The sequence below is a fragment of the Lysinibacillus sp. UBA5994 genome, from assembly GCF_002429725.1.
Lineage (GTDB): Bacteria > Bacillota > Bacilli > Bacillales_A > Planococcaceae > Lysinibacillus > Lysinibacillus capsici.
Genome location: NZ_DJAU01000017.1, coordinates 15,035 through 38,299, shown reverse-complemented (window position 1 = coordinate 38,299; position 23,265 = coordinate 15,035). Strand labels below are relative to the sequence as shown.

At 35.8% G+C, this 23,265-nt stretch carries 22 protein-coding genes; 21 read left to right on the top strand and 1 reads right to left on the bottom strand.

What is annotated here, in order from left to right; genetic code table 11:
• The first annotated feature begins 7 nt into the window (after nt 1–7).
• The 19 genes from B3D98_RS05305 (at nt 8) to prfB (ending at nt 19,823) form a co-directional block, all read left to right on the top strand.
• Nucleotides 8–1,849 carry a motility associated factor glycosyltransferase family protein gene (locus B3D98_RS05305; RefSeq protein ID WP_288581361.1) on the top strand — a complete coding sequence of 614 codons (1,842 nt, stop codon included), beginning with the start codon at nt 8–10 and terminating at the stop codon, nt 1,847–1,849.
• Nucleotides 1,850–1,899: 50 nt separating this feature from the next.
• Nucleotides 1,900–2,871, top strand: a complete 972-nt coding sequence (gene pseB / locus B3D98_RS05300; RefSeq protein ID WP_288581444.1) for a UDP-N-acetylglucosamine 4,6-dehydratase (inverting) — start codon at nt 1,900–1,902, stop codon at nt 2,869–2,871.
• 14 nt (nt 2,872–2,885) lie between these two features.
• A complete protein-coding gene (locus B3D98_RS05295) occupies nt 2,886–3,500 on the top strand; it encodes a pseudaminic acid biosynthesis-associated methylase (protein WP_288581358.1) in 615 nt (204 codons plus the stop codon).
• A 46-nt stretch (nt 3,501–3,546) separates the two neighbouring features.
• On the top strand, nt 3,547–4,698 hold the full coding sequence (locus tag B3D98_RS05290) for an N-acetyl sugar amidotransferase (protein ID WP_288581355.1): 1,152 nt from the start codon (nt 3,547–3,549) through the stop codon (nt 4,696–4,698).
• A 130-nt stretch (nt 4,699–4,828) separates the two neighbouring features.
• Complete coding sequence (gene pseH / locus B3D98_RS05285) at nt 4,829–5,389, top strand: UDP-4-amino-4,6-dideoxy-N-acetyl-beta-L-altrosamine N-acetyltransferase (RefSeq protein WP_288581352.1); 561 nt, start codon at nt 4,829–4,831, stop codon at nt 5,387–5,389.
• The gene (locus B3D98_RS05280; RefSeq protein ID WP_288581349.1) at nt 5,386–6,108 is read left to right on the top strand and encodes a glycosyltransferase family protein; all 723 of its coding nucleotides are present in this window, start codon (nt 5,386–5,388) and stop codon (nt 6,106–6,108) included. Before pseH ends, B3D98_RS05280 begins: the two co-directional genes overlap by 4 nt.
• Nucleotides 6,108–7,064 carry a UDP-2,4-diacetamido-2,4,6-trideoxy-beta-L-altropyranose hydrolase gene (gene pseG / locus B3D98_RS05275; RefSeq protein WP_288581346.1) on the top strand — a complete coding sequence of 319 codons (957 nt, stop codon included), beginning with the start codon at nt 6,108–6,110 and terminating at the stop codon, nt 7,062–7,064. Before B3D98_RS05280 ends, pseG begins: the two co-directional genes overlap by 1 nt.
• Nucleotides 7,061–8,107: a pseudaminic acid synthase gene (gene pseI, locus B3D98_RS05270; RefSeq protein WP_288581441.1), complete on the top strand. Its 1,047-nt coding sequence runs from the start codon at nt 7,061–7,063 to the stop codon at nt 8,105–8,107. Before pseG ends, pseI begins: the two co-directional genes overlap by 4 nt.
• Before the next feature lie 20 nt (nt 8,108–8,127).
• A complete protein-coding gene (gene pseC / locus B3D98_RS05265; protein ID WP_288581343.1) occupies nt 8,128–9,258 on the top strand; it encodes a UDP-4-amino-4,6-dideoxy-N-acetyl-beta-L-altrosamine transaminase in 1,131 nt (376 codons plus the stop codon).
• 60 nt (nt 9,259–9,318) lie between these two features.
• Entirely contained in the window at nt 9,319–10,224 is a 906-nt protein-coding gene (locus B3D98_RS05260; protein WP_288581340.1) for a methyltransferase domain-containing protein, read from the top strand.
• Between the two features lie 656 nt (nt 10,225–10,880).
• A complete protein-coding gene (locus tag B3D98_RS05255; RefSeq protein WP_288581338.1) occupies nt 10,881–11,273 on the top strand; it encodes a flagellar protein FlaG in 393 nt (130 codons plus the stop codon).
• Between the two features lie 67 nt (nt 11,274–11,340).
• On the top strand, nt 11,341–12,876 hold the full coding sequence (locus tag B3D98_RS05250; protein WP_288581335.1) for a flagellar hook-associated protein 2: 1,536 nt from the start codon (nt 11,341–11,343) through the stop codon (nt 12,874–12,876).
• Nucleotides 12,877–12,890: 14 nt separating this feature from the next.
• Entirely contained in the window at nt 12,891–13,250 is a 360-nt protein-coding gene (locus B3D98_RS05245) for a flagellar protein FliT (RefSeq protein WP_288581332.1), read from the top strand.
• Nucleotides 13,251–13,452: 202 nt separating this feature from the next.
• Nucleotides 13,453–13,863, top strand: a complete 411-nt coding sequence (fliS, locus tag B3D98_RS05240) for a flagellar export chaperone FliS (protein ID WP_048392059.1) — start codon at nt 13,453–13,455, stop codon at nt 13,861–13,863.
• A 181-nt stretch (nt 13,864–14,044) separates the two neighbouring features.
• Nucleotides 14,045–14,428 (top strand): PilZ domain-containing protein, encoded by a 384-nt coding sequence (locus tag B3D98_RS05235; RefSeq protein ID WP_048392058.1) that lies wholly within the window; start codon nt 14,045–14,047, stop codon nt 14,426–14,428.
• 90 nt (nt 14,429–14,518) lie between these two features.
• Nucleotides 14,519–15,070, top strand: a complete 552-nt coding sequence (gene hpf, locus B3D98_RS05230; RefSeq protein WP_004227537.1) for a ribosome hibernation-promoting factor, HPF/YfiA family — start codon at nt 14,519–14,521, stop codon at nt 15,068–15,070.
• Between the two features lie 144 nt (nt 15,071–15,214).
• Nucleotides 15,215–17,725, top strand: coding sequence for a preprotein translocase subunit SecA (gene secA, locus B3D98_RS05225; protein ID WP_054549768.1), 2,511 nt, complete (start codon nt 15,215–15,217; stop codon nt 17,723–17,725).
• A gap of 328 nt (nt 17,726–18,053) precedes the next feature.
• Complete coding sequence (locus B3D98_RS05220) at nt 18,054–18,596, top strand: competence protein ComK (protein WP_048392056.1); 543 nt, start codon at nt 18,054–18,056, stop codon at nt 18,594–18,596.
• Between the two features lie 122 nt (nt 18,597–18,718).
• Nucleotides 18,719–19,823, top strand: a protein-coding gene (gene prfB, locus B3D98_RS05215; protein ID WP_237497242.1) for a peptide chain release factor 2 whose coding sequence is annotated in 2 segments (ribosomal slippage) — nt 18,719–18,793 and nt 18,795–19,823 — 1,104 coding nt in all. Because the reading frame shifts where the segments join, the coding sequence is not laid out codon by codon here.
• Nucleotides 19,824–19,866: 43 nt separating this feature from the next.
• Here prfB and B3D98_RS05210 read toward each other — a convergent pair.
• Nucleotides 19,867–20,376, bottom strand: a complete 510-nt coding sequence (locus B3D98_RS05210) for a competence protein ComK (RefSeq protein WP_048392055.1) — start codon at nt 20,374–20,376, stop codon at nt 19,867–19,869.
• 227 nt (nt 20,377–20,603) lie between these two features.
• Here B3D98_RS05210 and B3D98_RS05205 point away from each other — a divergent pair, with 227 nt between their 5' ends.
• Together B3D98_RS05205 and uvrB are read left to right on the top strand one after the other, a co-directional pair.
• Complete coding sequence (locus B3D98_RS05205; RefSeq protein ID WP_054549770.1) at nt 20,604–20,852, top strand: IDEAL domain-containing protein; 249 nt, start codon at nt 20,604–20,606, stop codon at nt 20,850–20,852.
• Between the two features lie 431 nt (nt 20,853–21,283).
• Entirely contained in the window at nt 21,284–23,263 is a 1,980-nt protein-coding gene (gene uvrB / locus B3D98_RS05200) for an excinuclease ABC subunit UvrB (protein WP_115674275.1), read from the top strand.
• The last annotated feature ends 2 nt before the right edge of the window (nt 23,264–23,265 follow it).

Genomic DNA, 23,265 nt, shown 5'->3' with positions numbered 1-23,265 from the left:
CCGTTATATGTTAACAGATAATCGTCGCTTATTAAAAAATTTAAACGAAACGACATATGCACGTATGCAATCGTATGAGCCGGTAGCAAATGAGGCATCAATCGTCGTTGAACAAGCTCGTAACGGAAACGATTCACTCGCTATTTGGAATGAAGGGAAACTCGTCCAAATACATAGTAAATATGATCCACAACGAGAGGTCGATACATTTTTACAGCGCTTCCCTCAACTAGCGGACAGTTCACATATTTTTATAATTGGGATTGGCTTGGGCTATCATATTGCACAAATAGTCGCTCAAAACCCATCGGTGAAATTAACGATTTATGAACCGAATGAAGCAATTTTATTTAATTATTTGCAACGACATAAATTAACGAATAACATCTCAGAATTATTCGTTTCCCTACATGATGTAAAGGATTTAGAAAAATTAGCAAAAAACTTCACAGAAGAAACAGTGACGATGGTTTGGCCTTCTTATCAGCGTCTCTACGGTGAAGAAATACAAGAAACACAGCAAAATTTAGTGAAGCTATTAAAGCATACACGTGATTCTTTAGGTGTAAACGTTAGTTTTCAGCATCGTTGGATTGTCAATTCTTTATTAAATTATCCAAAAACAATTAAAACATCTAACATCATTAGTGTAGAATATCAGAAAATTTTTGATGATAAGCCAGTCATTATTGTTGCAGCAGGACCATCCCTAAATGAAGAATTACCATTATTGAAAGCAATTAAAGAGGAAGAATCCGCTTATATTTTTGCTGTCGGATCAGCCATTAATGCGTTGCTTCATGCACAAATTACACCACACGCAGTGTTTTCATATGACCCAGAAGGGGTTAATCAAAATGTTATAAAAAAGATTAAAGAGGAAAATATTACGAATGTTCCATTAGTTTTCGGGACTTCTGTAGGTTGTGAGACGATTATGCATTACCCGGGCAAACTCGTCCATATGGTTACGAGTGCTGATACGTTATCGAGCAATATTCTACGTATTTCCCCAAAAGTCATTATTGAAGATTCACCGTCTATTGCGGTTATGACATTACAAGTCGTTAAAAAGCTAAATATGGCACCGATTATTTTAGTCGGTCAAAACTTAGGTTATGTGAACGATACTTATTATGCACAGGGAATTCAGTATGAAGATTTTGAAAATACTATAACAGAAGAGCAAAAGAAAAAGATGGTCACTGTTAAAGACGTGCACGGTCATGATATAGTAACAAACGAAAGTTTTATGCGTATGAAACGTGGATTAGAAGTCACTATTCAAAAATATCCATATGGACGTGTCATTAATACAACAAGGCAAGGGGCACATATTCATGGTACGGAGTATATACCACTTGCAGAAGTGCGGGAAACCTATTTAACCGAAGGAAATATTACGACACCACAGTGGGTAATTGAAAAGCCGGCATATGTGCAAGGACAAGAGAAATTTGAAGCAATTATGGAAAGCTACCAACAAATGTTAGAAGATATTGATGTTTCTGTGAAATGGGCTAATAAAATAGTTGAAAATTATGAGGCAAAGCTATATAACTCTATTAATTCCTTAATTTTAGAATTTAATAAAGTATTCAAGAAGGTTATCGAAAGTGATGCTCATCAATTTATTATAAAGGCGGGCATAAAAGTACAACATCAAAAGTTCAATGAAAACTATAAAAAAATTGATTTTGAAAAAAATCCAAAAAAACAAGCGGAGAAATTTATAGAAATTTCTTATGCATACTTAGGCAGTATTTATGAACTTGCAGCCGAGTTAATGCAAATGATGCGTGCAACAGATTGGCAAATAAAAACAGGCAAAGAAGTAACGATTGAGTAGAAAATGGATGATTATCAACAGTAAAAAAAGAGGAAAATAAGGTGGAACATATGAATGTGTTAAAAAATAAAACAATATTAGTAACGGGCGGCACGGGTTCATTCGGTAAAAAACTCACGCGAAAAGCGTTAGAATTAGGCGTGAAAAAAATTATCGTCTTTAGCCGAGATGAATTAAAACAATATGAAATGAAGCAAGAATTCCAAGACGAACGCATTCGCTTCTTTATCGGCGATGTGCGTGATAAAGATCGTTTGTACCGAGCTTTCGATGGTGTTGATATTGTGATTCATGCAGCTGCGATGAAGCATGTTGATGCTTGTGAATACAATCCATTTGAAGCAGTAAAAACAAATATTAACGGTGCACAAAATATTATTGAAGCTGCGATTGATCGAAACGTCGATAAAGTAATTGCTCTTTCAACGGACAAAGCTTGCTCACCTGTTAACTTGTATGGTGCAACAAAACTAGCATCAGACAAGCTATTCGTGGCAGCGAATTCCTATGTTGGAGAAAAGAGAACACGCTTTTCTGTTGTTCGATACGGCAACGTTGTTGGTAGTCGGGGGAGTGTTGTGCCTTTCTTTAAGAAAGTCAAACATACGGGTGTTATTCCAATCACAGATGAACGTATGACACGTTTTTGGATTACACTTGAGCAAGGCGTACAATTTGTTCTTGATAATCTTGAGCGCATGCATGGAGGGGAAATTTTCGTGCCAAAAATTCCTAGCATGAATATTATGGATTTAGCAAAAGCGATTGCACCAGATTGTAGGTATGATTTTGTCGGTATACGACCAGGTGAAAAGCTACATGAAGCGATGATTATGGAAGATGATGCACGTCATACACGCGAGTTTGATACGTACTATGTGATTCAACCAGAATTTACTTGGTGGTCACACGAGAATGCGAATGAAGGTAAGAGTATATCTGAAGGATTTACCTATACGAGTAATAATAATTCGGATTGGCTAACGATAGAAGAATTAGAAAAACTAATAATCAACATGTGAAAGAGGATAATACTATGTTTAAAACAGAACAAGAACAGTTTTGGTTTGGTGAATTTGGTGATAATTATGTGATGAGAAATAGGGACTTACAACTTCTATCGAGCAATGTTAATCTATTTTCGAAGATTATGGAGAAAACGAAAGATGTCACAACATTTATAGAATTCGGTGCGAATATTGGAATGAATTTGAAAGCACTGAACATTATTAAACCAAATTTAAAAACATCTGCAATAGAAATTAATGAACAAGCAAGTGAAGCTTTAAAAACTGTTATTAATGAAGAAGTCTTTAACGAATCTATTTTAGATTATAATCCTCAAAAGAAATATGATTTTGTATTAATAAAAGGTGTGCTAATCCACATTAATCCTGAAGAATTAAAAAATGTATATGAGAAATTATATAATAGTTCTTCAAAATATATTTGTATAGCAGAATACTATAATCCAAGCCCTATAGCGATTGATTATAGAGGCCATTCAAATAAATTATTTAAGCGTGATTTTGCTGGAGAGATAATGGAACAGTATGGTGATTTAGAGTTAGTTGATTATGGCTTTGTTTATCATAAAGACGCAAACTTCCCATTAGATGACATAACGTGGTTTTTATTAAAGAAAAATTAAAATATAATAAATAAATTATGTTGATATAAAAGGATGGATATACCTTATGATAAAATATTGTAAAAAGTGCGTTTTACCAAATACGAAACCACATCTAATTATTGATGATGAAGGTGTATGTGATGCATGTAGAAATTTTGAAAATCGTGAAACAGTGGATTGGCAACTTAGAAAACAAGAGTTAATTCAAATTCTTGATAAATATAAATCAAAAGACGGTTCTAATTGGGATTGTATCGTTCCGGTTAGTGGTGGAAAAGATAGTACATACCAGGTAATTAAACTTTTAGAATTTGGAATGAACCCTTTATGTATAACAAGTACAACTTGCCATTTAACTGAAATCGGAAGAAAAAATATAGAGAACATTAAAGATTTAGGTGTAGATTATATAGAAATAACTGCAAATAAAATTGTTAGAAAAAAACTAAATCGCATCGGATTAAGAGAAGTTGGGGATATTTCGTGGCCAGAGCATGCAGGCATATTTACTGTACCTGTGAAAATGGCAGTTAAATTTAATGTGCCATTATTAATATGGGGTGAAAATCCCCAAAATGAATATGGTGGACCAGCGGCGTCTAATAAAAATATTTCTGATAGAGAGTTTTTAGATAAATACGCGGGGCTTTTAGGGTTAGATAGTAAAAATTTACTTGGGAAAGAAGAGTTAAAAGAAAAGGATTTAATACCATACACATACCCGACAAACGAAGAATTAGAGACAGTAGGCGTAACTGGCTTATTTTTAGGGTACTATTTACCATGGGATGGATATACAAATTATCTTTTATCACAAGCACATGGGTTTACTTCATGGGGGAAAACAATTGAAGGATCCGCAGTAGACTATGAAAACCTTGATAACTATCAAACAGGAATTCATGATTACTTTAAATTTCTAAAATTTGGCTATGGAAGAGCCTCTGATTTAGTTTCTATGCATATTCGTCGAGGAAGATTGACTAGAGAAGAAGGAATGAAAATTGTAAGAAAACATGATGGCCAATTCCCGTGGTCTTATTTGGACAAACCGCTAGAAGAGATTATAGAACCATTAGAAATCTCTTTGGATGAATTCATTTCTATTTGTGATAAATTCACTAATAAAGCTTTATTTAAAGTAGATGATATGGGAAATTTGGTTAAAGACAACCAAGGGAATTTACAAAAAATAAATGATGATAACATAATTTAATAAAAATTATGTTATTAGGGAAATAGGAAACTTAAGAAGCTATTAGATGACGAACATAAACGTTATCTTATAGCTTTTCTTGTATACATAGTAAAAGTTTAGAGTGTCTCAACTTGGAGGGAGTGTGGATATGAAGGCGGAACTTATAGATATTCAAGAAAGCAATCTTGAAATGATACTTGATTGGCGAAATAAAGAGAATATACGCTCTGTAATGTACAATGATGAACTAATAAACTGGACACAACACTTAGAATGGTATCATTCGTTGGAAAAAAGTAAGAATAAATTATCGAAAATATTCTCAGTAAATGATACACCAGTAGGTATTGTGAATTTTAATAACATAGATGAAGTAAATTTACATTGTTATTGGGGATTTTATATTGGAGCAGAGAATACATCTAAGGGTACGGGACTCCTATTAGGATTAGTAGCATTGGATTATATTTTTACTAACTATCCATTAGTAAAAGTATATGGTGAAGTTTTAGAATCAAATAACATTAGTATCCGTTATCATGAAAAATTAGGATTTAAAAAAGAAGGTATATTGAGAGCCCATATTAAAAGAAAAGATTTTTTTGAAAATGTGCATGTGTTTAGTATTTTGAGAGATGAATGGTTGGAAAACAAAGCTATAATTACTGATGAAGTAAACAAAATATTTAATATTAAGGTGATAAAATGAAAACAATTGTTATCATTCAAGCAAGAACCGGTTCTACACGTCTACCTGGGAAAGTATTAAAACCGTTACACAATCAAGATGTATTATCGTACGTTATTACACGTTGTCGTGCTATTGAAGGTGTAGCTGAAGTAGTGATAGCAACGAGTGTGTTGCCCCAAGATGATGCAATTGTACGGTGGTGTAAAACGCATCACGTTGCTTATTATCGCGGATCTGAGGACGATGTGTTAGATCGTTATGTACAATGTGCGAAAAAATATGAGCCAGATTATGTTATGCGTGTCACTTCGGATTGTCCTTTTTTAGACTATGAAATGGCAGGCGAGATGTTAGCAAAGATGGAAAGAGAGCAAAAAAATGTAATGTTACTGAACGGATCATTACCACGTGGATTAGCTGTAGAAATTATTTCTTATGAATCACTACTACTTATACATGAACTAGGTAAAGAGTTACGCCACCGAGAGCATGTGACATATTACGCTTATGAATTTAATGAGCAATTTACAACAGCAATATTTGATGTGCCTGCCAACCGTCAAGCACTTGCATTGCGGATTACTTTAGACACAGAAGAAGATTACGAACTCATTACAACTATTGCTTCGCACTTTAAAAATCCCCTTGTTTCAAGTGTTGAAGTGATTCAATATTTACAAGCTCACCCTGAAATAGCTGAAATCAATGCACATATTGAGCAGAAGCCGGTGATTTAATGAAAGTTATTATTCGTACGGATGCCTCTGTTAGTATTGGTAGCGGACATGTGATGCGTTGCTTGACAATCGCTAAAAATCTTCGACGTAACGGTTGTCATGTGATTTTTTGGATGGAGTGGTTACCGGGGCATTTAATTGATTTTGTTGCAAGCAAAGGTTTCTTAAATATTACAGCTGCACAGCAAGCAGATTTATACATTATTGATCATTATCAAATGAATAAAGAATGGGAGCAATCAGTGCGACAATACACAGCTAAAATTGTTGTTATTGATGACTTGGCTCGGGAACATGATTGTGATTTATTGATTGATCAAAATGTATATCCAAACTTTGAAGCTCGTTATGATAGCAAAGTACCTATAGATTGTGTGAAACTACTAGGTCCAAAATATTTAATTGTACGTGATGAATTTATAATCGCACGTCAACAGTTCCAACAGCGAAAAAATAAAATTGAGCGTCTATTCATTTTTATGGGCGGAAGTGATCCTACAAATGAAACAATGAAAGTATTAAGTGCTTTGGAAGGTTCCCAATTTACGCATATTGATGTTGTTGTTGGTAGTAGTAATCCGATGAAAGAACATATTGAAAACATTTGCGAAAAAAGGAACTATTATTATCACTGTCAAATTGATTATATGGCAAAGCTTATGCAACAAGCTGATTTTGCGATTGGGGCTGGGGGGAGTACTCTCTGGGAACGTTGCTATTTAGGCCTTCCTTCAAGTTCGACGATTGTTGCCGATAATCAAAAAGAAGGTACTATATATGCTGAACAATTAGGTGTAACGATTAATTTGGGTTGGTATGAGCAAGTAACAGTTGAAACATATAGACAATTATTAGCTAATGTACAAGTAAACGAAATGAGTCATACGGCATTACATCTAACAGAAAATAATGAGCCGAATGCATGGTTAAAAGAAATATTGGAGTTGATGAAATGATTAAAATTGGACAAAGAGAAATCGGACAACATACAAAACCGTTTATTATTGCTGAAATGTCGGGCAATCACAATAAATCATTAGAGCGTGCACTACATTTAGTCGAACTAGCAGCAGAAGCAGGAGTAGATGCACTAAAATTACAGACATATACACCAGATACGATTACGCTTGATGTACATACAGGAGAGTTTTTTATTGAGGATGATGCGAATATTTGGAAGGGGAATTCGCTTTACAACTTATACCAAGAAGCATACACACCATGGGAATGGCATAAAGCAATTTTTGATCGTGCCAATGAATTAGGACTGATTGCATTTAGCTCCCCATTTGACGAAACAGCCGTTGATTTTTTAGAACAGTTAAATGTACCAGCGTATAAAATTGCTTCATTCGAAAATGTTGATATTCCTCTTATTCGAAAAGTAGCGAAAACAGGAAAGCCAATGATTATTTCTACGGGGATGGCAAGCGCTGCGGAGTTGGATGAGGCAGTACGTGCAGCTCGTGCGGAAGGTAATGAACAAATTATTTTATTGAAATGTACTAGCACATATCCAGCGACACCTGCTAATTCTAATTTAGCAACTATTCCACATATGCGTGAATTATTCAATACCGAAATAGGCTTATCTGACCATACGATGGGTGTTGGTGTATCAGTCGCTGCAGTAACGCTTGGAGCGACAGTTATTGAAAAGCATTTCACGACGGCACGCTCAGATGGTGGGGTAGACTCGTCGTTCTCTATGGAACCGCATGAATTGAAAATGCTTGTGGAAGAAGCAGAGCGTGCATGGCAAAGTTTAGGGAAAGTAAATTATGGTCCTACAGAAACTGAAGAAAAATCCAAAATATTCCGCCGCTCGTTGTATATTGGTGCAAATTTAAAAGCTGGAGATGTACTTAGTGCAGATAACTTGCGTAACGTGAGACCTGGCTTTGGACTTTCTACCAAATACTATGATTTAGTATTAGGAAAAACAATTAAAAAGGATGTAGAAAAAGGTACACCGCTAAGTTGGGATTTACTACTTTAATAGCGAAAAGAGGAAGGAATATGGAAAAGCCAAATCATTTTATCTCATATGGTAGACAGTCAATAGATGACGAAGATATTCAAGTTGTTATTGATACATTGCGCTCACCATTTTTAACGCAAGGACCGAAAGTTGCTGAATTTGAGCAAGCAGTTGCAAATTACGTCGGTGCAAAATATGCTGTCGCTTTTTGTAATGGCACAGCGGCACTACATGGTGCTTGTTACGCAGCAAATATTGGTGAAGACGATGAAGTAATTACATCTCCAATTACCTTTGCGGCAAGTGCCAACTGTGTTCGCTACGTTGGTGGAAAAGTCGTTTTTGCAGATATTGATGCGGTGACATATAATATCGATCCAAAACAAATTCGAGCGAATATTAACGAAAAAACGAAAGCAATCATTCCTGTAGATTTTACGGGACAACCTGCTGATATGGATGAAATTATGGCGATTGCAAACGAACATAATTTAATTGTAATTGAAGATGGTGCACATTCATTAGGTGCTGATTATAAAGGACGAAAAGTAGGCACACAAGCACATATGACAATGTTTAGCTTCCATCCTGTTAAGCCAATTACTACCGCTGAAGGTGGCATAATCGTTACAAATAATGAAGATTATTATAATAAGCTTTTAAAATTTCGAAGCCATGGTATTGAACAAACGCCTTTCGCAAATGAGCAAGGGGCCTGGTATTATGAAATGACAGAGCTTGGCTACAACTACCGCATGACGGATTTACAAGCAGCACTAGGTCTTTCTCAAATGGCAAAACTTGATACATTTATTGAACGTCGCAGAGAAATTGCATCACTGTATACATCAGCTTTAAAAAATGTAGAGGGCATTATTACTCCAACACAATTAGATGGAACAAATTCTGGTTGGCATCTATACATGATTCAGCTTGAATATGCAAACCGCAAGCAAGTGTTTGAAAAGATGCGCGCGGAGAATATAGGTGTACATGTTCACTATATACCTGTGTACTGGCATCCTTACTATACACAATTTGGTTATGAAAAAGGGCTTTGTCCTATTGCTGAAAAGTGGTATGAGAAAGCATTGACATTGCCTATACATCAGGAATTAAGTGATAGAGAGGTTAAGTATATTGTAAGTAAGCTCTCAGAGAAAATATAAACTTATTTTTACATAATTTAGTTTTTGAAAAAATGTGGATGTAGAAAGAAGGATTTTTTAATGAATAAATTGGCATTATTAAAAAGAATAAAAGAACTGTATGAGCAAAAAAATCAAAATATTACTCAATACTTAAAAGAATTGACGAATACGCAACAAAATACTACCGAAGATATTTTAATAAGCTATGACTTTCAAGCAGGGCAGTATACAAAAGCTTTTAAAGAAAATAGAGAAATGAAAAAGCAACATTTACAGCAAGTAGTTAAAACTATTGATGATTTAAAAGATAGTTCCTCTATTCTAGAAGTAGGGATAGGAGAAGCAACTTCTCTAGTAGAAATTATGCAATCTACTAAAAATCATTATTCAAAAATTCTGGGGTTGGACTTATCATGGTCAAGAATAAAATATGCAAAAAAGTTAGTTGAAGAACATAATATTCCGAATGTTGAGTTGTTTACAGGCGATATGTTTAATATTCCATTGGCCAATAATGCAGTCGATATTGTTTATACAATTCATGCACTTGAACCAAATGGAGGAAAAGAAATAGAAGCATTAGAAGAGTTATATAGAGTTGCCAATAAGTATATCGTATTAGTGGAACCATGTTATGAAAATGGTACTGAAGAAATACAAAAAAGGATGGACAAGTTAGGATACGTAAAAAATTTGAAAATGCATATAGAAAGCTTAGGGTATAAAATTGCTGAAAGCTATCCTTTGAATTTTAATATGAATCCATTAAATCCAGCTAATGTAATAGTAATAGAAAAAGAGAATCGGAATGAAAAGGGAAAAATAAATGTAGATTTATGTTGTCCTATAACGAAAACTCCATTACATAAAATAGGAAATTGTTATTATTCAAAGGAAAGTTTGCTTGCGTATCCTATAATAGATAATATACCTTGTCTGATGAGTAATAATGCAATAATTGCTACAAAAATGATTGAAGATTAGAGAATTTATTATATAGAAATATCCTCTGCAAGATAGACATTAGTTAGTTAGATTTAAAGTAAGCACTTAATACAGCACACCATCAACTAATTCCGCTGTCATGAGACAATGATGAAAGTGATTCTAGTTGGAGGTTTTTTAGAAGAAAGTAATCGTCATTTAGCGTCCCTGAAAAAACAGACGGGCGCTATTTGACGTTTATCTTCACTGGTTAGCGGTTGTCCAAATTGACGTTGTGTACTGCTAGCTATCGGGAGGCTTTAATACTAATGGTACAAACATATTACATGTAATATGCGATTAGAAATTTGATTCATTCTAATAAACAATGGTTTTTTTGTAAGTAGATGAAGAGGTGTTGGAAGTGACAGAGGCTATTGATACAGTATTAAAATATTTGACGATTGTTTCTAAAAATAGCGAATGCCGTTGAATTGACTATGTTTTTCAATTTCTTATACCAATGTCATGTAGTGCAGGTTTCCTAAAGAAATTCTATAACTACATTATATAAACTCTTAACACCCTAAATTTTGTTAAATAATTACGTTGCTAAAGGAACATTTTTCAATTTTAATAATAGCTTGTTGTGGAAAAAGTAGAAATGATGCCGATAAATAGTTTACAAAGTATTGAATAATTTGGAGGCGTGTACTATGCGTGTTGATTCACAAAAATTAGATGGTTCATTGCAACAAACTTCAATATCAGTAGCACAAGGTAGTGCCACGAAGCAAGTAGCAAACACTCAATTACAGCAAGGGACATTTACACTAATTGAGAAAGTAGCTGAACAATCAAATACTACTGATACAGAGGTATTTTCCAAAGATAAATTGGAAAAGGCAGTGGAATCTATTAATGAGTTTTTACAATTAGAGCATACATCATCGAAATTTGTTTTTCATGAGGGGTTAAATAAATATTATGTTCATTTAGTGGATACAGATACAGATGAGGTGATAAAAGAAATACCACCAGAACGTTTGTTAGATGCATTTTATCAAATGCAAAAATTAGCTGGTATGATCGTTGATGAAAAAATATAGTATGACGCAACCTGAATAAAAATAGCCACAAAGGATAGTTTATATAATTTTGAGGAGGTATATTGAAATGAGAATTGGTGGATTAGCTTCTGGAATGGATATCGATAGTCTTGTTGAGAAACTCATGACAGCGGAAAAAGCACCGTTGAACAAGCTTTATCAAAGAAAACAAACATATGAATGGCAACGCGATGCATATCGAGATGTGAATAAACAATTGCAAGCATTTGATAAATATATTGCTGATAATTTACGTTTGGAAAGTGTCATGTTAAAGAAAAATGCAGCAAGTAGCAATGAAGCAGTAAAAGTTACTGCTAATGCAGATGCAGTAGGTTCATTAAAAATTGATAATATCACACAATTGGCTAAAAATACTACTGTATTGAATGATACAAGCAAAGGGATTACTGGAAATCAAAAACTTAGTGAATTAGGTATAACAGATAAGCAAGATATAAAAATGCAAGTATTGCAAAAGGACGGTACGCTGAAAGAAGTTAAATTTACCTTTAATCCGGAAGACACTGTGAAAAGTATTATCAATAAGTTAAATAAAAGTGATTCTGGTTTGAATGCATTTTTCGATGAAAAATCAGGCGGAATCTCTTTATCTACAGTTGCAACTGGAAAAGGTGTAGAGTATAAAAAAGATGGAGCTACAGTTGCTACTGAAACATCTATGTATGTTGAAGAGGGAATGGCTATATTTACAGCCCTTGGTTTTGGTTCTAATCAGCAACTAGATGATGCATCTAATCAGATTGCCTCTAAGGGACAAAATGCAAAGTTAACAGTAAATGGGTTAGAAATCGAACGAACTTCTAATAACTTTAATATTAGTGGGTATAACATTTCATTACAAAAGGTATATAATACAACAACTCAACCAGCCGATTCTCCAATTGAAATTACATCAACGACAGATGTAGACAATATGTTTGATAAAATTAAAGAATTTGTTACAACTTACAATGGTTTAGTAGATTCACTGAATTCATTAACAAAACAAAAAAAATACCGTGATTTCCCACCGTTAACAGAAGAGCAAAAAGCGGATATGGATGAAAAAGAAATCGAAAAATGGGAAGAGAAAGCAAAAAGTGGTGTCCTTCGTAATGATCAAATTGTTCAAGGTGCACTCAATAAAATGCGTTCTATTCTTTATGAAAAGGGTGGTAGTTCCAATGCTCTGATGGATACGTTACATGAATTAGGTATTACAACTACTAAAACATATACTGATGGTGGGAAGCTTGAGATTGATGAAACAAAATTAAAACAAAAAATCGCAGAAGACCCACGAGCGGTATTTGAAACATTTTGGAATGATGCTGAGGGAAGTAAAGGGATTGCTAATAAATTACGTGCCTCTATAGATGAAACAAAAGTAAAAATTGAGGAACGTGCTGGGAAAGCTTCTTCGACAGATCAAACCTATACAATCGGTAAGAATTTGGTTGATGTGGTTAAACGAATTGATACATGGAAATTAAAATTGGAAGCAATCGAAAAACGTTATTGGAATCAGTTTACAGCAATGGAAAAGGCTATTAATAAAGCAAATGAACAGTCGTCCTTATTTATGACGGGTCAACAGTAATTGGAGAGTTTTAGATGGAGAAATTAAACGTGTTACTTCAAATTTCTGCTAAATTGTATGAGCATCTTTCAGTTAGCCCTAAAAGTGATGATCGCGATGAATATATTAATACCATCAATTACATGTTAGACAAGCGTGGTGCAATTATTGAAGAAATGAATAATGAGGGATTTCTTTTCGATGAACAAAATCGTATTCATCGTACATTGCTAGAATTAGATAAGGGTATTAAAAAGCGTTTAGCAGATGTAATGGATGCAGTTAAACAAGATATGGCAAACCTACAAAAAACGAAAAAAAGTGAACAGCAATATTTCAATCCTTATTCAAATGTTCGCGTAATGGATGGCATGTATTATGACAAAAAAAATTAATCGTTTATCTTCATTCATCGTGCTGGAAGTTGCTAGATGAATGAAGATAAAGCATTGGCAGATGTCATCCGATTTTAAAAGGAGTGAATTGTGAGCATACAATTCAAAATCCAGACAAATTTACGCTGAGACGTAAATAGCTTTTCTTCGGAAAATGGTTTAAACTAGTAAATAAGTAACCTTTCAAAGGAGTTGTCCTTTATTGGCAGCAAATTTAACAGCACAAAACGCGTATAAACAAAATAGTGTGACTACAGCTTCACCTGGCGAATTGACATTAATGCTTTATAATGGATGCTTAAAATTCTTGCATAAGGCGAAACAAGCTATCCAAGATAAAAATATTCAAGAGAAAAATACAAACATTCAAAAAGCTCAGGCGATTATTAGTGAACTGATGTCTACACTCAATATGGATATTGAGATTTCGAAACAAATGCTACCTCTTTATGAATATATGAATCATCGTTTAGTAGAAGCCAACATTCAAAATGATGTAGCCATTATTGAGGAAGTAGAAGGATTTGTGACGGAATTTCGCGATACGTGGAAGGAAGTAATTCGCATTAATCGACAACAGCAATTTGGTCAGGGAAACAGCGGACAAATTTAGACACAATTAGAGACCATCGAAAGAGATGGTCTCTTTTTTGTTAAACCGTTATTATCATGAAATAGTCATAAATTAGGCTATTCAACGGTAAAATATGTTACTTATTCCCTGTGGCTGTTAGTTGGGCATCATGGCATAATCAAAGCAATAAACATGTTTAAAAGAGTACTGGGGTGGGAATATGATCTTTAAGCGTCAAGAAGGTTTCCGATTTAAATTTAAGGAGCCTATTCAAATAACTTTTGCTATTTATGAGAATGGGAAGGTCAATCATGGACAAACGGCTATGGCTGACTTGTTGGATATAAGCCCACGTGGATTAAAGATGTTTACGGAAGTGGATTTAGGTATAAATCCTCCTCCATTAGATATCCATTTTGTGCTTGATACACAAGAAGTTCGCGCTTATGGAGAAGTGATTTGGAGTCGTCCATTTGGGAGCGGCAAGCAATACGGCATCTATTTCAATAATCAAGGACCCGTGGAAGATTTGATTGTTGAAGAACTAAAGCTTCGACGAAAAAAGGAAGCAGCTGAAGCGAAAAAACAAAATAATAATTTATAAAAATTTTTGTAAAAAAAAGAATGATTTTAGAGGAATTTCACACACTTGTGTAGAAATAGATAGTATAGCAGTTATAAAGGAGGAGTTTACATGTTAAACTTTAACATTCGTGGTGAAAATATTGAGGTAACTCCAGCTATTCGAGAGTATGTTGAGAACAAAATCGATAAAGTTGAACGCTATTTTAACGAAGATGTTAATGCCAACGCTAATGTCAATTTAAAGGTTTACAATGACAAACAAACTAAAGTGGAAGTTACTATTCCAATGAAGAATCTAACTCTTCGTGCTGAAGAGCGTCATAATGATATGTATGCTGCTGTTGATCTAATTGTTGATAAATTAGAGCGTCAGATCCGCAAGCATAAAACAAAAGTAAACCGTAAATTCCGCGAGCGTGAAGGTGCAGGCCTTTATTTTGCTACTACTCAAGCAGCCGCTGATGCTGTGTCAGAGGAAGAAGAGTACTCAATTGTTCGTACAAAGCAATTTGATTTAAAACCTATGGATCAAGAAGAGGCAGTTCTACAAATGAATATGCTTGGACATGATTTCTATGTCTTTACAGATGCTGAATCGAACGGCACAAATATTGTGTATAAACGTAAAGATGGAAAATATGGCTTAATTGAAACAACTTAAAACTTCATGATGACGAAGGCTCTCGCGATGGCGAGGGCCTTTTTTTGGTATGACAATCATATGTAGCCGGGGTGACAGTTTGCATGAAACTGTTACACAATGGTAAAATGAAAGTTGAATCTATATAGGAAGTGAAAAACATTCATGGCAAACCTATTAAATAAATTATTTGATTTCAATAAACGTGAGCTAAAAAAATTAGAAAAAATCGCTGACCAAGTTGAGAGATTCGCTTCTCAAATGGAACAGCTTTCAGATGATCAACTACAAGCGAAAACAGATGAATTTAAAAAGCGCTATGCTGAGGGTGAGCATTTAGAGTCGATTCGTGCCGAAGCGTTTGCTGTTTGTCGAGAAGCGGCAAAACGTGTATTAGAGATGTACCCATTCCGCGTTCAAATCATGGGGGCAGCCGCTCTTGATGAGGGGAATATTGCGGAGATGAAAACCGGGGAAGGTAAAACTTTAACAGCGACAATGGCTGTTTATTTAAATGCGATCACTGGTAAAGGTGTACATGTTGTAACAGTCAACGAATACCTAGCGAGTCGTGATGCTGCTGAAATGGGACAACTTTATAATTTCTTAGGCTTATCTGTTGGGCTTAATTTAAATAGCCTTTCAAAAGATGAAAAACGTACTGCTTATGAGGCAGATATTACGTATAGTACAAACAATGAGCTAGGATTTGACTACTTACGTGATAACATGGTGCTTTACAAAGAGGAACGTGTACAACGTCCATTGCACTATGCTGTCATTGATGAGGTGGACTCGATCTTAATTGATGAAGCTCGTACGCCATTAATTATTTCGGGTCAAGCTGGGAAATCAGCACAGCTTTATAAACAATCAAATGCGTTTGTACGTATGTTAAATGCGGAAACGGATTATACGTATGAAGAATCCACAAAAGGTGTTACGTTAACAGATGCAGGTGTGGAAAAGGCAGAAAAAGCATTTGGCATCGATAATCTATTTGATTTGACACATGTTCGTTTAAATCATGCGATCAATCAATCATTAAAGGCGCATGTAAGTATGCATAACGATGTCGATTATGTTGTGCAGGATGGCGAAATTGTGATCGTTGATGGCTTTACTGGTCGTTTGATGAAGGGTCGTCGTTATTCTGATGGCTTACACCAAGCAATTGAAGCTAAAGAAGGCGTTGAGATTCAAAATGAATCGATGACTATGGCGACAATTACCTTCCAAAACTACTTCCGTATGTATCAAAAGCTTGCAGGGATGACAGGTACAGCGAAAACAGAGGAAGAGGAATTCCGTAATATTTACAATATGAATGTTGTCGCTATTCCGACGAATAAACCGATTGCTCGTGATGATCGTGCTGACTTGATTTTTGCAACGATGGAAGGGAAATATAAAGCAGTTGCTGCTGATATCGCAGAGCGTCATAGAGCTGGTCAACCTGTTCTTGTTGGTACAGTTGCTATTGAAACGTCTGAGATTATTTCTAAATTATTGGATAAACATAAAATTCCTCATAATGTATTAAATGCGAAAAATCATGAACGTGAAGCTGAAATCATTGCGAACGCTGGTACAAAGGGTGCAGTGACAATTGCAACAAACATGGCTGGACGTGGTACCGATATTAAACCTGGCGAAGGAGTACTCGAAATTGGCGGTTTAGCGGTAATCGGTACAGAGCGACATGAATCACGTCGTATTGATAATCAGCTTCGTGGACGTTCTGGTCGTCAAGGGAATCCAGGGGTTACACAATTCTACCTATCCTTAGAGGATGATTTAATGCGTCGTTTTGGCTCTGATAATATGAAGTCGATGATGATGCGCTTAGGTATGGATGATTCCCAGCCATTGCAATCTAAAGTTGTGTCGAGAGCTGTAGAATCAGCGCAGAAACGTGTCGAAGGTAATAACTTTGATGCGCGTAAACGATTATTACAATATGACGATGTACTACGTCAGCAACGTGAGATTATTTATAAAGAGCGTTATGATGTACTAGAAACAGAAAATATGCGTGTGCTTGTTGAGTCTATGATTCAAGAAACAATTGATAACGTTGTTAGCCTGTATACTCAAGGTGAACAGAAGGATTGGAACCTAAAGGCTATTGAAGACTTTGTAGCGGCTAATCTTTTAGAGGAAGGTCAACTTAAAGTATCTGATTTCCAAGGCAAGTCTGCTGAAGATATTAATCAGCTAATCTCTGATGCTGTTCATGTTCGTTATGATGAAAAAGAGGCAGAACTGACACCAGAGCGTATGCGTGAGTTTGAAAAGGTTATTTTATTACGATCAATCGATACAAAATGGATTGATCATATTGATGCAATGGATCAACTACGTCAAGGTATCCATCTGCGTGCTTATGGTCAAAACGATCCTCTTCGTGAATATCAACAAGAAGGCTTTGCGATGTTTGAGGATATGGTAGCCTCTATTCGCGAGGATGTTGCGAAATATGCGATGAAAGCAGAAATCCGCAATAATCTGGAGCGAGAAGAGGTGGCAAAGGGGCAGGCTGTTAATCCAAAAGAAGAAGGTGGCGCTGCGCCGAAAAAGCAACCAGTACGTAAAGCTGAAAACATTGGCCGTAATGATTTATGTCCATGTGGTAGCGGCAAGAAATTTAAAAACTGTCATGGCACAGCTCAATAATATCTAGGTGAAAAAATCATTTTAACTACGTGTTGAAATGATTTTTTCTTTTTAAAATTACTTAAAAATAAAGAAATTTTAGTATAAAAAGTCAGAATTTATAGACAATTGAAAAATATGGGTATACAATAGCTGTAATAATAGGTATATAGTACAAGTTATTTATCCTATTATTATCCTGAATTTTTGATGGTGATACTAAGTCTTAAGGAGGATCGGAATTTTCAAGCAATCTTACTCATTGAAAATAGCGGGAATGTACGCATATTTGTATATTCCTTTTTATTTTGACTGGAAGCAACATAAAATGTATAAAGGGGGACTATAGATGCATAAAAAAGATATTATGAATAGTGAAACAATGATGTATATGCCTGTGTATGATTCCTTTGGAAATTTATGTACGCAGGTGTATGAGAAAAATAATGAGTATATATCTACGTTACCACCAACGAAATTATTGGACTTTAATCTGCGTTATTTTGGTTCTAGTTTAAGAGGAGCGTTCGATGGTTCGAAAATGATCCTAGGCAAGCTTAATAAAAATCCTATCGTCGTGCACGAACGTTGTAATATTTTATGGTTTCCTAGTAGGTCTCCTTTACACCCTGACTGTATCTGGTTCGCAGTTCATCATATAGATGACTATGTCGCTGTGGATAAAAAGAGGACAAAGGTTACTTTTATGAATGGCAAGGAATTTATTGTGGATGTCAGTGTCAATGCGTTAGAGTCTCGGATTCAAAGAGCTTTTTTATTAAAATATAGACTAGAGAAACGAACAAAATATTTACTTGTTCAGTATGACCGTGTGAAAGTATTTCAACGTCTTGCCAAGAATATGTTTGAGGACGAGACGCAGGATAGTTGACTTAATTCCACAAAACATCTGCTAGATAGTATGTTTTCGTTTCTAAAAACGTTATAATAAAAAGATACGGAGCTTTATGAATAAAGTGTTAGCTCCATGACTAACGTTCGGAGGATTTAACGATGATTGAATTAGCAGATGTACGCAATGTGTTAGACACTACAGCCAAAAAATTGGCGGACTTTAGGGGGTCTCTTTGACTTAGAGAACAAAGAGGCACGTATTCAGGAGCTAGATGAAATGATGCTAGAGCCAGGCTTTTGGGATGATCAGCAAGGTGCTCAGGTGATTATCAATGAAGGAAATGGCTTAAAAGCTATTGTCAATGAATATAAAGATTTAGTGGAAACACATGAAAATTTAGATATGACACTGGAACTTTTGCGTGAAGAACCAGACGAAGAATTACAAGAAGAACTAGGCAAAGAACTAGCAGAATTCCAACAAAAGATGGCTGATTTTGAGCTTCAATTACTGCTAAGTGGCCCATACGATCAAAACAATGCCATTTTAGAGCTGCATCCTGGTGCTGGTGGTACGGAGTCACAGGACTGGGGTTCAATGCTATTACGTATGTATACACGATGGGCTGAGAAGCGAGGATTTAAAGTGGAAACAGTGGACTATCTACCAGGAGATGAAGCTGGGATTAAATCTGTAACATTGTCGATTAAAGGTCACAATGCTTTCGGTTATTTACAAGCGGAAAAGGGTGTGCATCGTCTAGTACGTATTTCTCCATTCGATTCGTCTGGCCGCCGTCATACGTCCTTCGTTTCCTGTGATGTTATGCCAGAGTTTGACGACAATATAGAAATCGATATTCGTACAGAGGATTTAAAAATTGATACGTATCGTGCAACAGGTGCAGGTGGTCAGCATATTAATACGACAGATTCTGCAGTCCGTATTACTCATATTCCTACTGGTACGATCGTACAATGTCAAGCTGAGCGCTCCCAGATTAAAAACCGTGAAAAAGCGATGACGATGTTAAAAGGGAAGCTATATCAACTAGAACTTGATAAACAGCAGGCACAATTAGATGAAATACGCGGTGAGCAAAAAGAAATAGGCTGGGGCTCCCAAATTCGTTCGTATGTCTTCCACCCATACTCGATGGTGAAGGATCATCGTACAAATGAAGAAACAGGTAATGTGGGTGCTGTGATGGATGGCGATTTAGATCCATTTATTAATGCCTATTTACGTTCAAAAATAAATTAATACCCAGATTCCCCAAGAGTGAGATGCTCTTGGGGAATTTTTGTTAAAAGGGTGGATGATAGGGTGCATCTTGGCTCAGCTGTTTTCGTTCATTCATGTAATATTTATACAGCATAGAAGCGTTAAGAAATTGTTTACTAATGGAAGCATAACGAATAGGTAGTTCGATTTGTTTATCATTTTTTAACGTTACAATACACCCCAATTCACTAGGAGTAATATTAATAATTGCATGAAGCCCTATCCATATATTGTGAATGGAGCTGGGTGAATAAGTTGGCAGAAAAATACAGGGATAACCATAATCAAAGGCCACGACGATTGGTAGCTTATGTTGATTGCCGAAAAAACGTTTAGCCGATTGTTTTGCGGCTTCATAAGTTGATCCTAATGAGAGACAGGATTTTCGAAGGACATGCATCGGTTTGCGTGTAACAATCAGCTCATTATGCTTATCAATCACATGCGTGAAGACTTTGGAGTCATGCTGAATAGGTTGCAGCAAATAAGTATTGAATGAAATTAAGTAGCCGTTTACAAAGTTAGTTGTCATATAGGGAGTGCCTCCTCTTTTCTAGTGATAACGGTAGTGTAAAACAGAATATGACTTTCTTAAATTAAATGAAATAGTTGAAAATCGTTCAGAAAAGCACGAAATGCCTAGAGAATTTGCTCTAAATATAAAATGATTAATAGCTAATCCAAGATATTTTCGAATCGTAAGCATTGCTTTTTAAATTCAATTTTCATATAATTTAGAAAAGGATCGAGGTGGGATCGTTGGATAAATATTATTCGTATACAGATTTTCTGAAAGCCGTTGGTCAGTCGAAAAAAGTTGATGAGGCAGAGAAATTATTAAACGAGATTTATTTAGATTTATTTTTAAATCGTATCCAGCGTATGCATCGGCAAGAGCAGCTCATGGTTCTGATAGATAGAGCACTCGATGAAAAAGATGAAAACGCATTTTATCAATACGCATCCGAACTAACTTCCTTACACCAAACAGAAGATGAATCATATTGACGAACCCGCTCTCCATATCCATTGGAGAGTGGGATTTTTTTGCCTTTGAAAATAGTTGCAGAGGATGTGAAGATTGTATGTTTTGGTTAGAAGAAGTGATCTTGCTTATAGAATGGGGAAAGTCATTTAAAAAGTTTGAGACGCTGTTTATAAAAAAAGTGAGAGTCGCTCTAAAAGTACATAGCCCGACTCCTGAGAGAGTGTGAGCTGCACATAAAGCAAAACAGGAAATCCCATCCATCGATGAAGCTTGAAAACCTAATAAAACGGCTATTATAAGAGTAACAAGTTAAATTGACTGTATTGTTATGTATTAAAAATTTTAGAGATGAAAAAAATTTTTACAAACATTCGTTCGTTAAATGTTCGAAATTTTAATATTGCTATGCTAAAATATATGTACAAATTGGAAGGAAAGGACGGGGACATGAGTGCAAACATTTGATTTACAAGCGCCATATCAGCCTAACGGGGATCAGCCACAGGCCATTGCGGAATTAGTGGAGGGTGTGAAAGCAGGCAAACGTCATCAAACATTGCTTGGTGCTACTGGAACAGGTAAGACGTTTACCATTTCGAATGTCATCCAGCAAGTTAAAAAACCAACACTAATTATGGCACACAATAAAACGTTAGCTGGCCAGTTGTATAGTGAATTTAAAGAGTTCTTCCCGAATAACGCCGTTGAATATTTTGTCAGCTACTATGATTACTACCAACCAGAAGCTTATGTACCGCAGACAGATACCTATATAGAAAAAGACTCTAGCATTAACGATGAAATTGATAAGCTGCGTCACTCTGCTACTTCTGCATTGTTTGAGCGTGAGGATGTCATTATTATTGCATCCGTGTCCTGCATTTATGGTTTAGGTTCTCCCGAAGAATATCGAGAAATGGTTGTTTCCATTCGTACAGGCATGGAAATTGAACGTAATCAGCTATTACGCAAGCTTGTAGACGTTCAGTATGAGCGAAATGATGTTAGTTTTACTCGCGGAACATTTCGGGTACGTGGAGATGTAGTGGAAATCTTCCCAGCCTCTCGTGATGAGCATTGTATTCGTGTGGAATTTTTTGGGGATGAAATCGATCGCATTCGTGAGGTAGATGCACTAACGGGAGAGATTTTATCGGATCGAGAGCATGTTGCTATTTTTCCTGCATCTCACTTCGTTACACGAGAAGAGAAAATGCGTAAAGCGATTGAAAATATTGAAAAAGAATTAGAGGAACGACTTGCATTATTACGTGCAGAAGATAAATTACTAGAGGCACAGCGTTTAGAACAGCGTACACGCTATGATTTAGAGATGATGCGTGAAATGGGCTTTTGCTCTGGGATTGAAAACTATTCACGTCATTTAACATTGCGTGAAGCAGGTGCTACTCCATATACTTTGCTAGATTATTTCCCCGAAGACTTTTTACTTGTGGTTGATGAAAGTCACGTAACACTTCCACAGGTTCGAGGAATGTACAATGGTGACCAAGCACGTAAAGGAGTGCTCGTAGAACATGGCTTCCGATTGCCATCTGCTCTAGATAACCGTCCATTACGTTTTGAAGAGTATGAAAACCGCGTACATCAAGCGATTTATGTATCAGCCACACCAGGTCCTTATGAACTGGAGCATACACCAGAAATGGTAGAGCAAATTATCCGTCCAACTGGATTATTAGATCCATTAATTGATGTACGTCCTATTGAAGGTCAAATTGATAATTTAATTGATGAAATACAAGATCGAATTGCGCGTGATGAGCGAGTTTTAGTGACAACGCTAACGAAGAAAATGTCTGAGGATTTAACGGCTTACCTGAAGGAAATGGGCTTAAAAGTAGAATACTTACATTCAGAAATTAAGACACTAGAACGTATTGAAATTATCCGTGAGCTACGCAAAGGAACGTATGATGTGCTAATAGGTATTAATCTATTGCGTGAAGGTCTTGATATCCCTGAGGTGTCCCTTGTGGCAATTTTAGATGCTGATAAAGAAGGATTTTTACGTTCAGAGCGTTCATTGATTCAAACCATTGGTCGTGCTGCTCGTAACGCGAATGGTCATGTCATTATGTATGCGGATCATATAACTGACTCGATGAAAAAGGCGATTGATGAAACGCAACGTCGTCGTGCGTTACAAATGGCTTATAACGAGGAGCATGGCATAACACCTCAAACGATCATTAAGAAAATCCCAGATGTGATTCGCGCAACACAAGTAGCAGAAGAAGAGGAATCGTATGTAACAAAGGCAACAAAAGGCAAAAAGCTGACAAAGGCGGAAAGAGAACAGCTCTTAGCTTCCCTAGAAGTCGAAATGAAGGAAGCAGCAAAAGCGCTTGATTTTGAACGTGCGGCTGAGTTACGAGATACAATATTTGAATTGAAGGTAGAAGGGTGAAT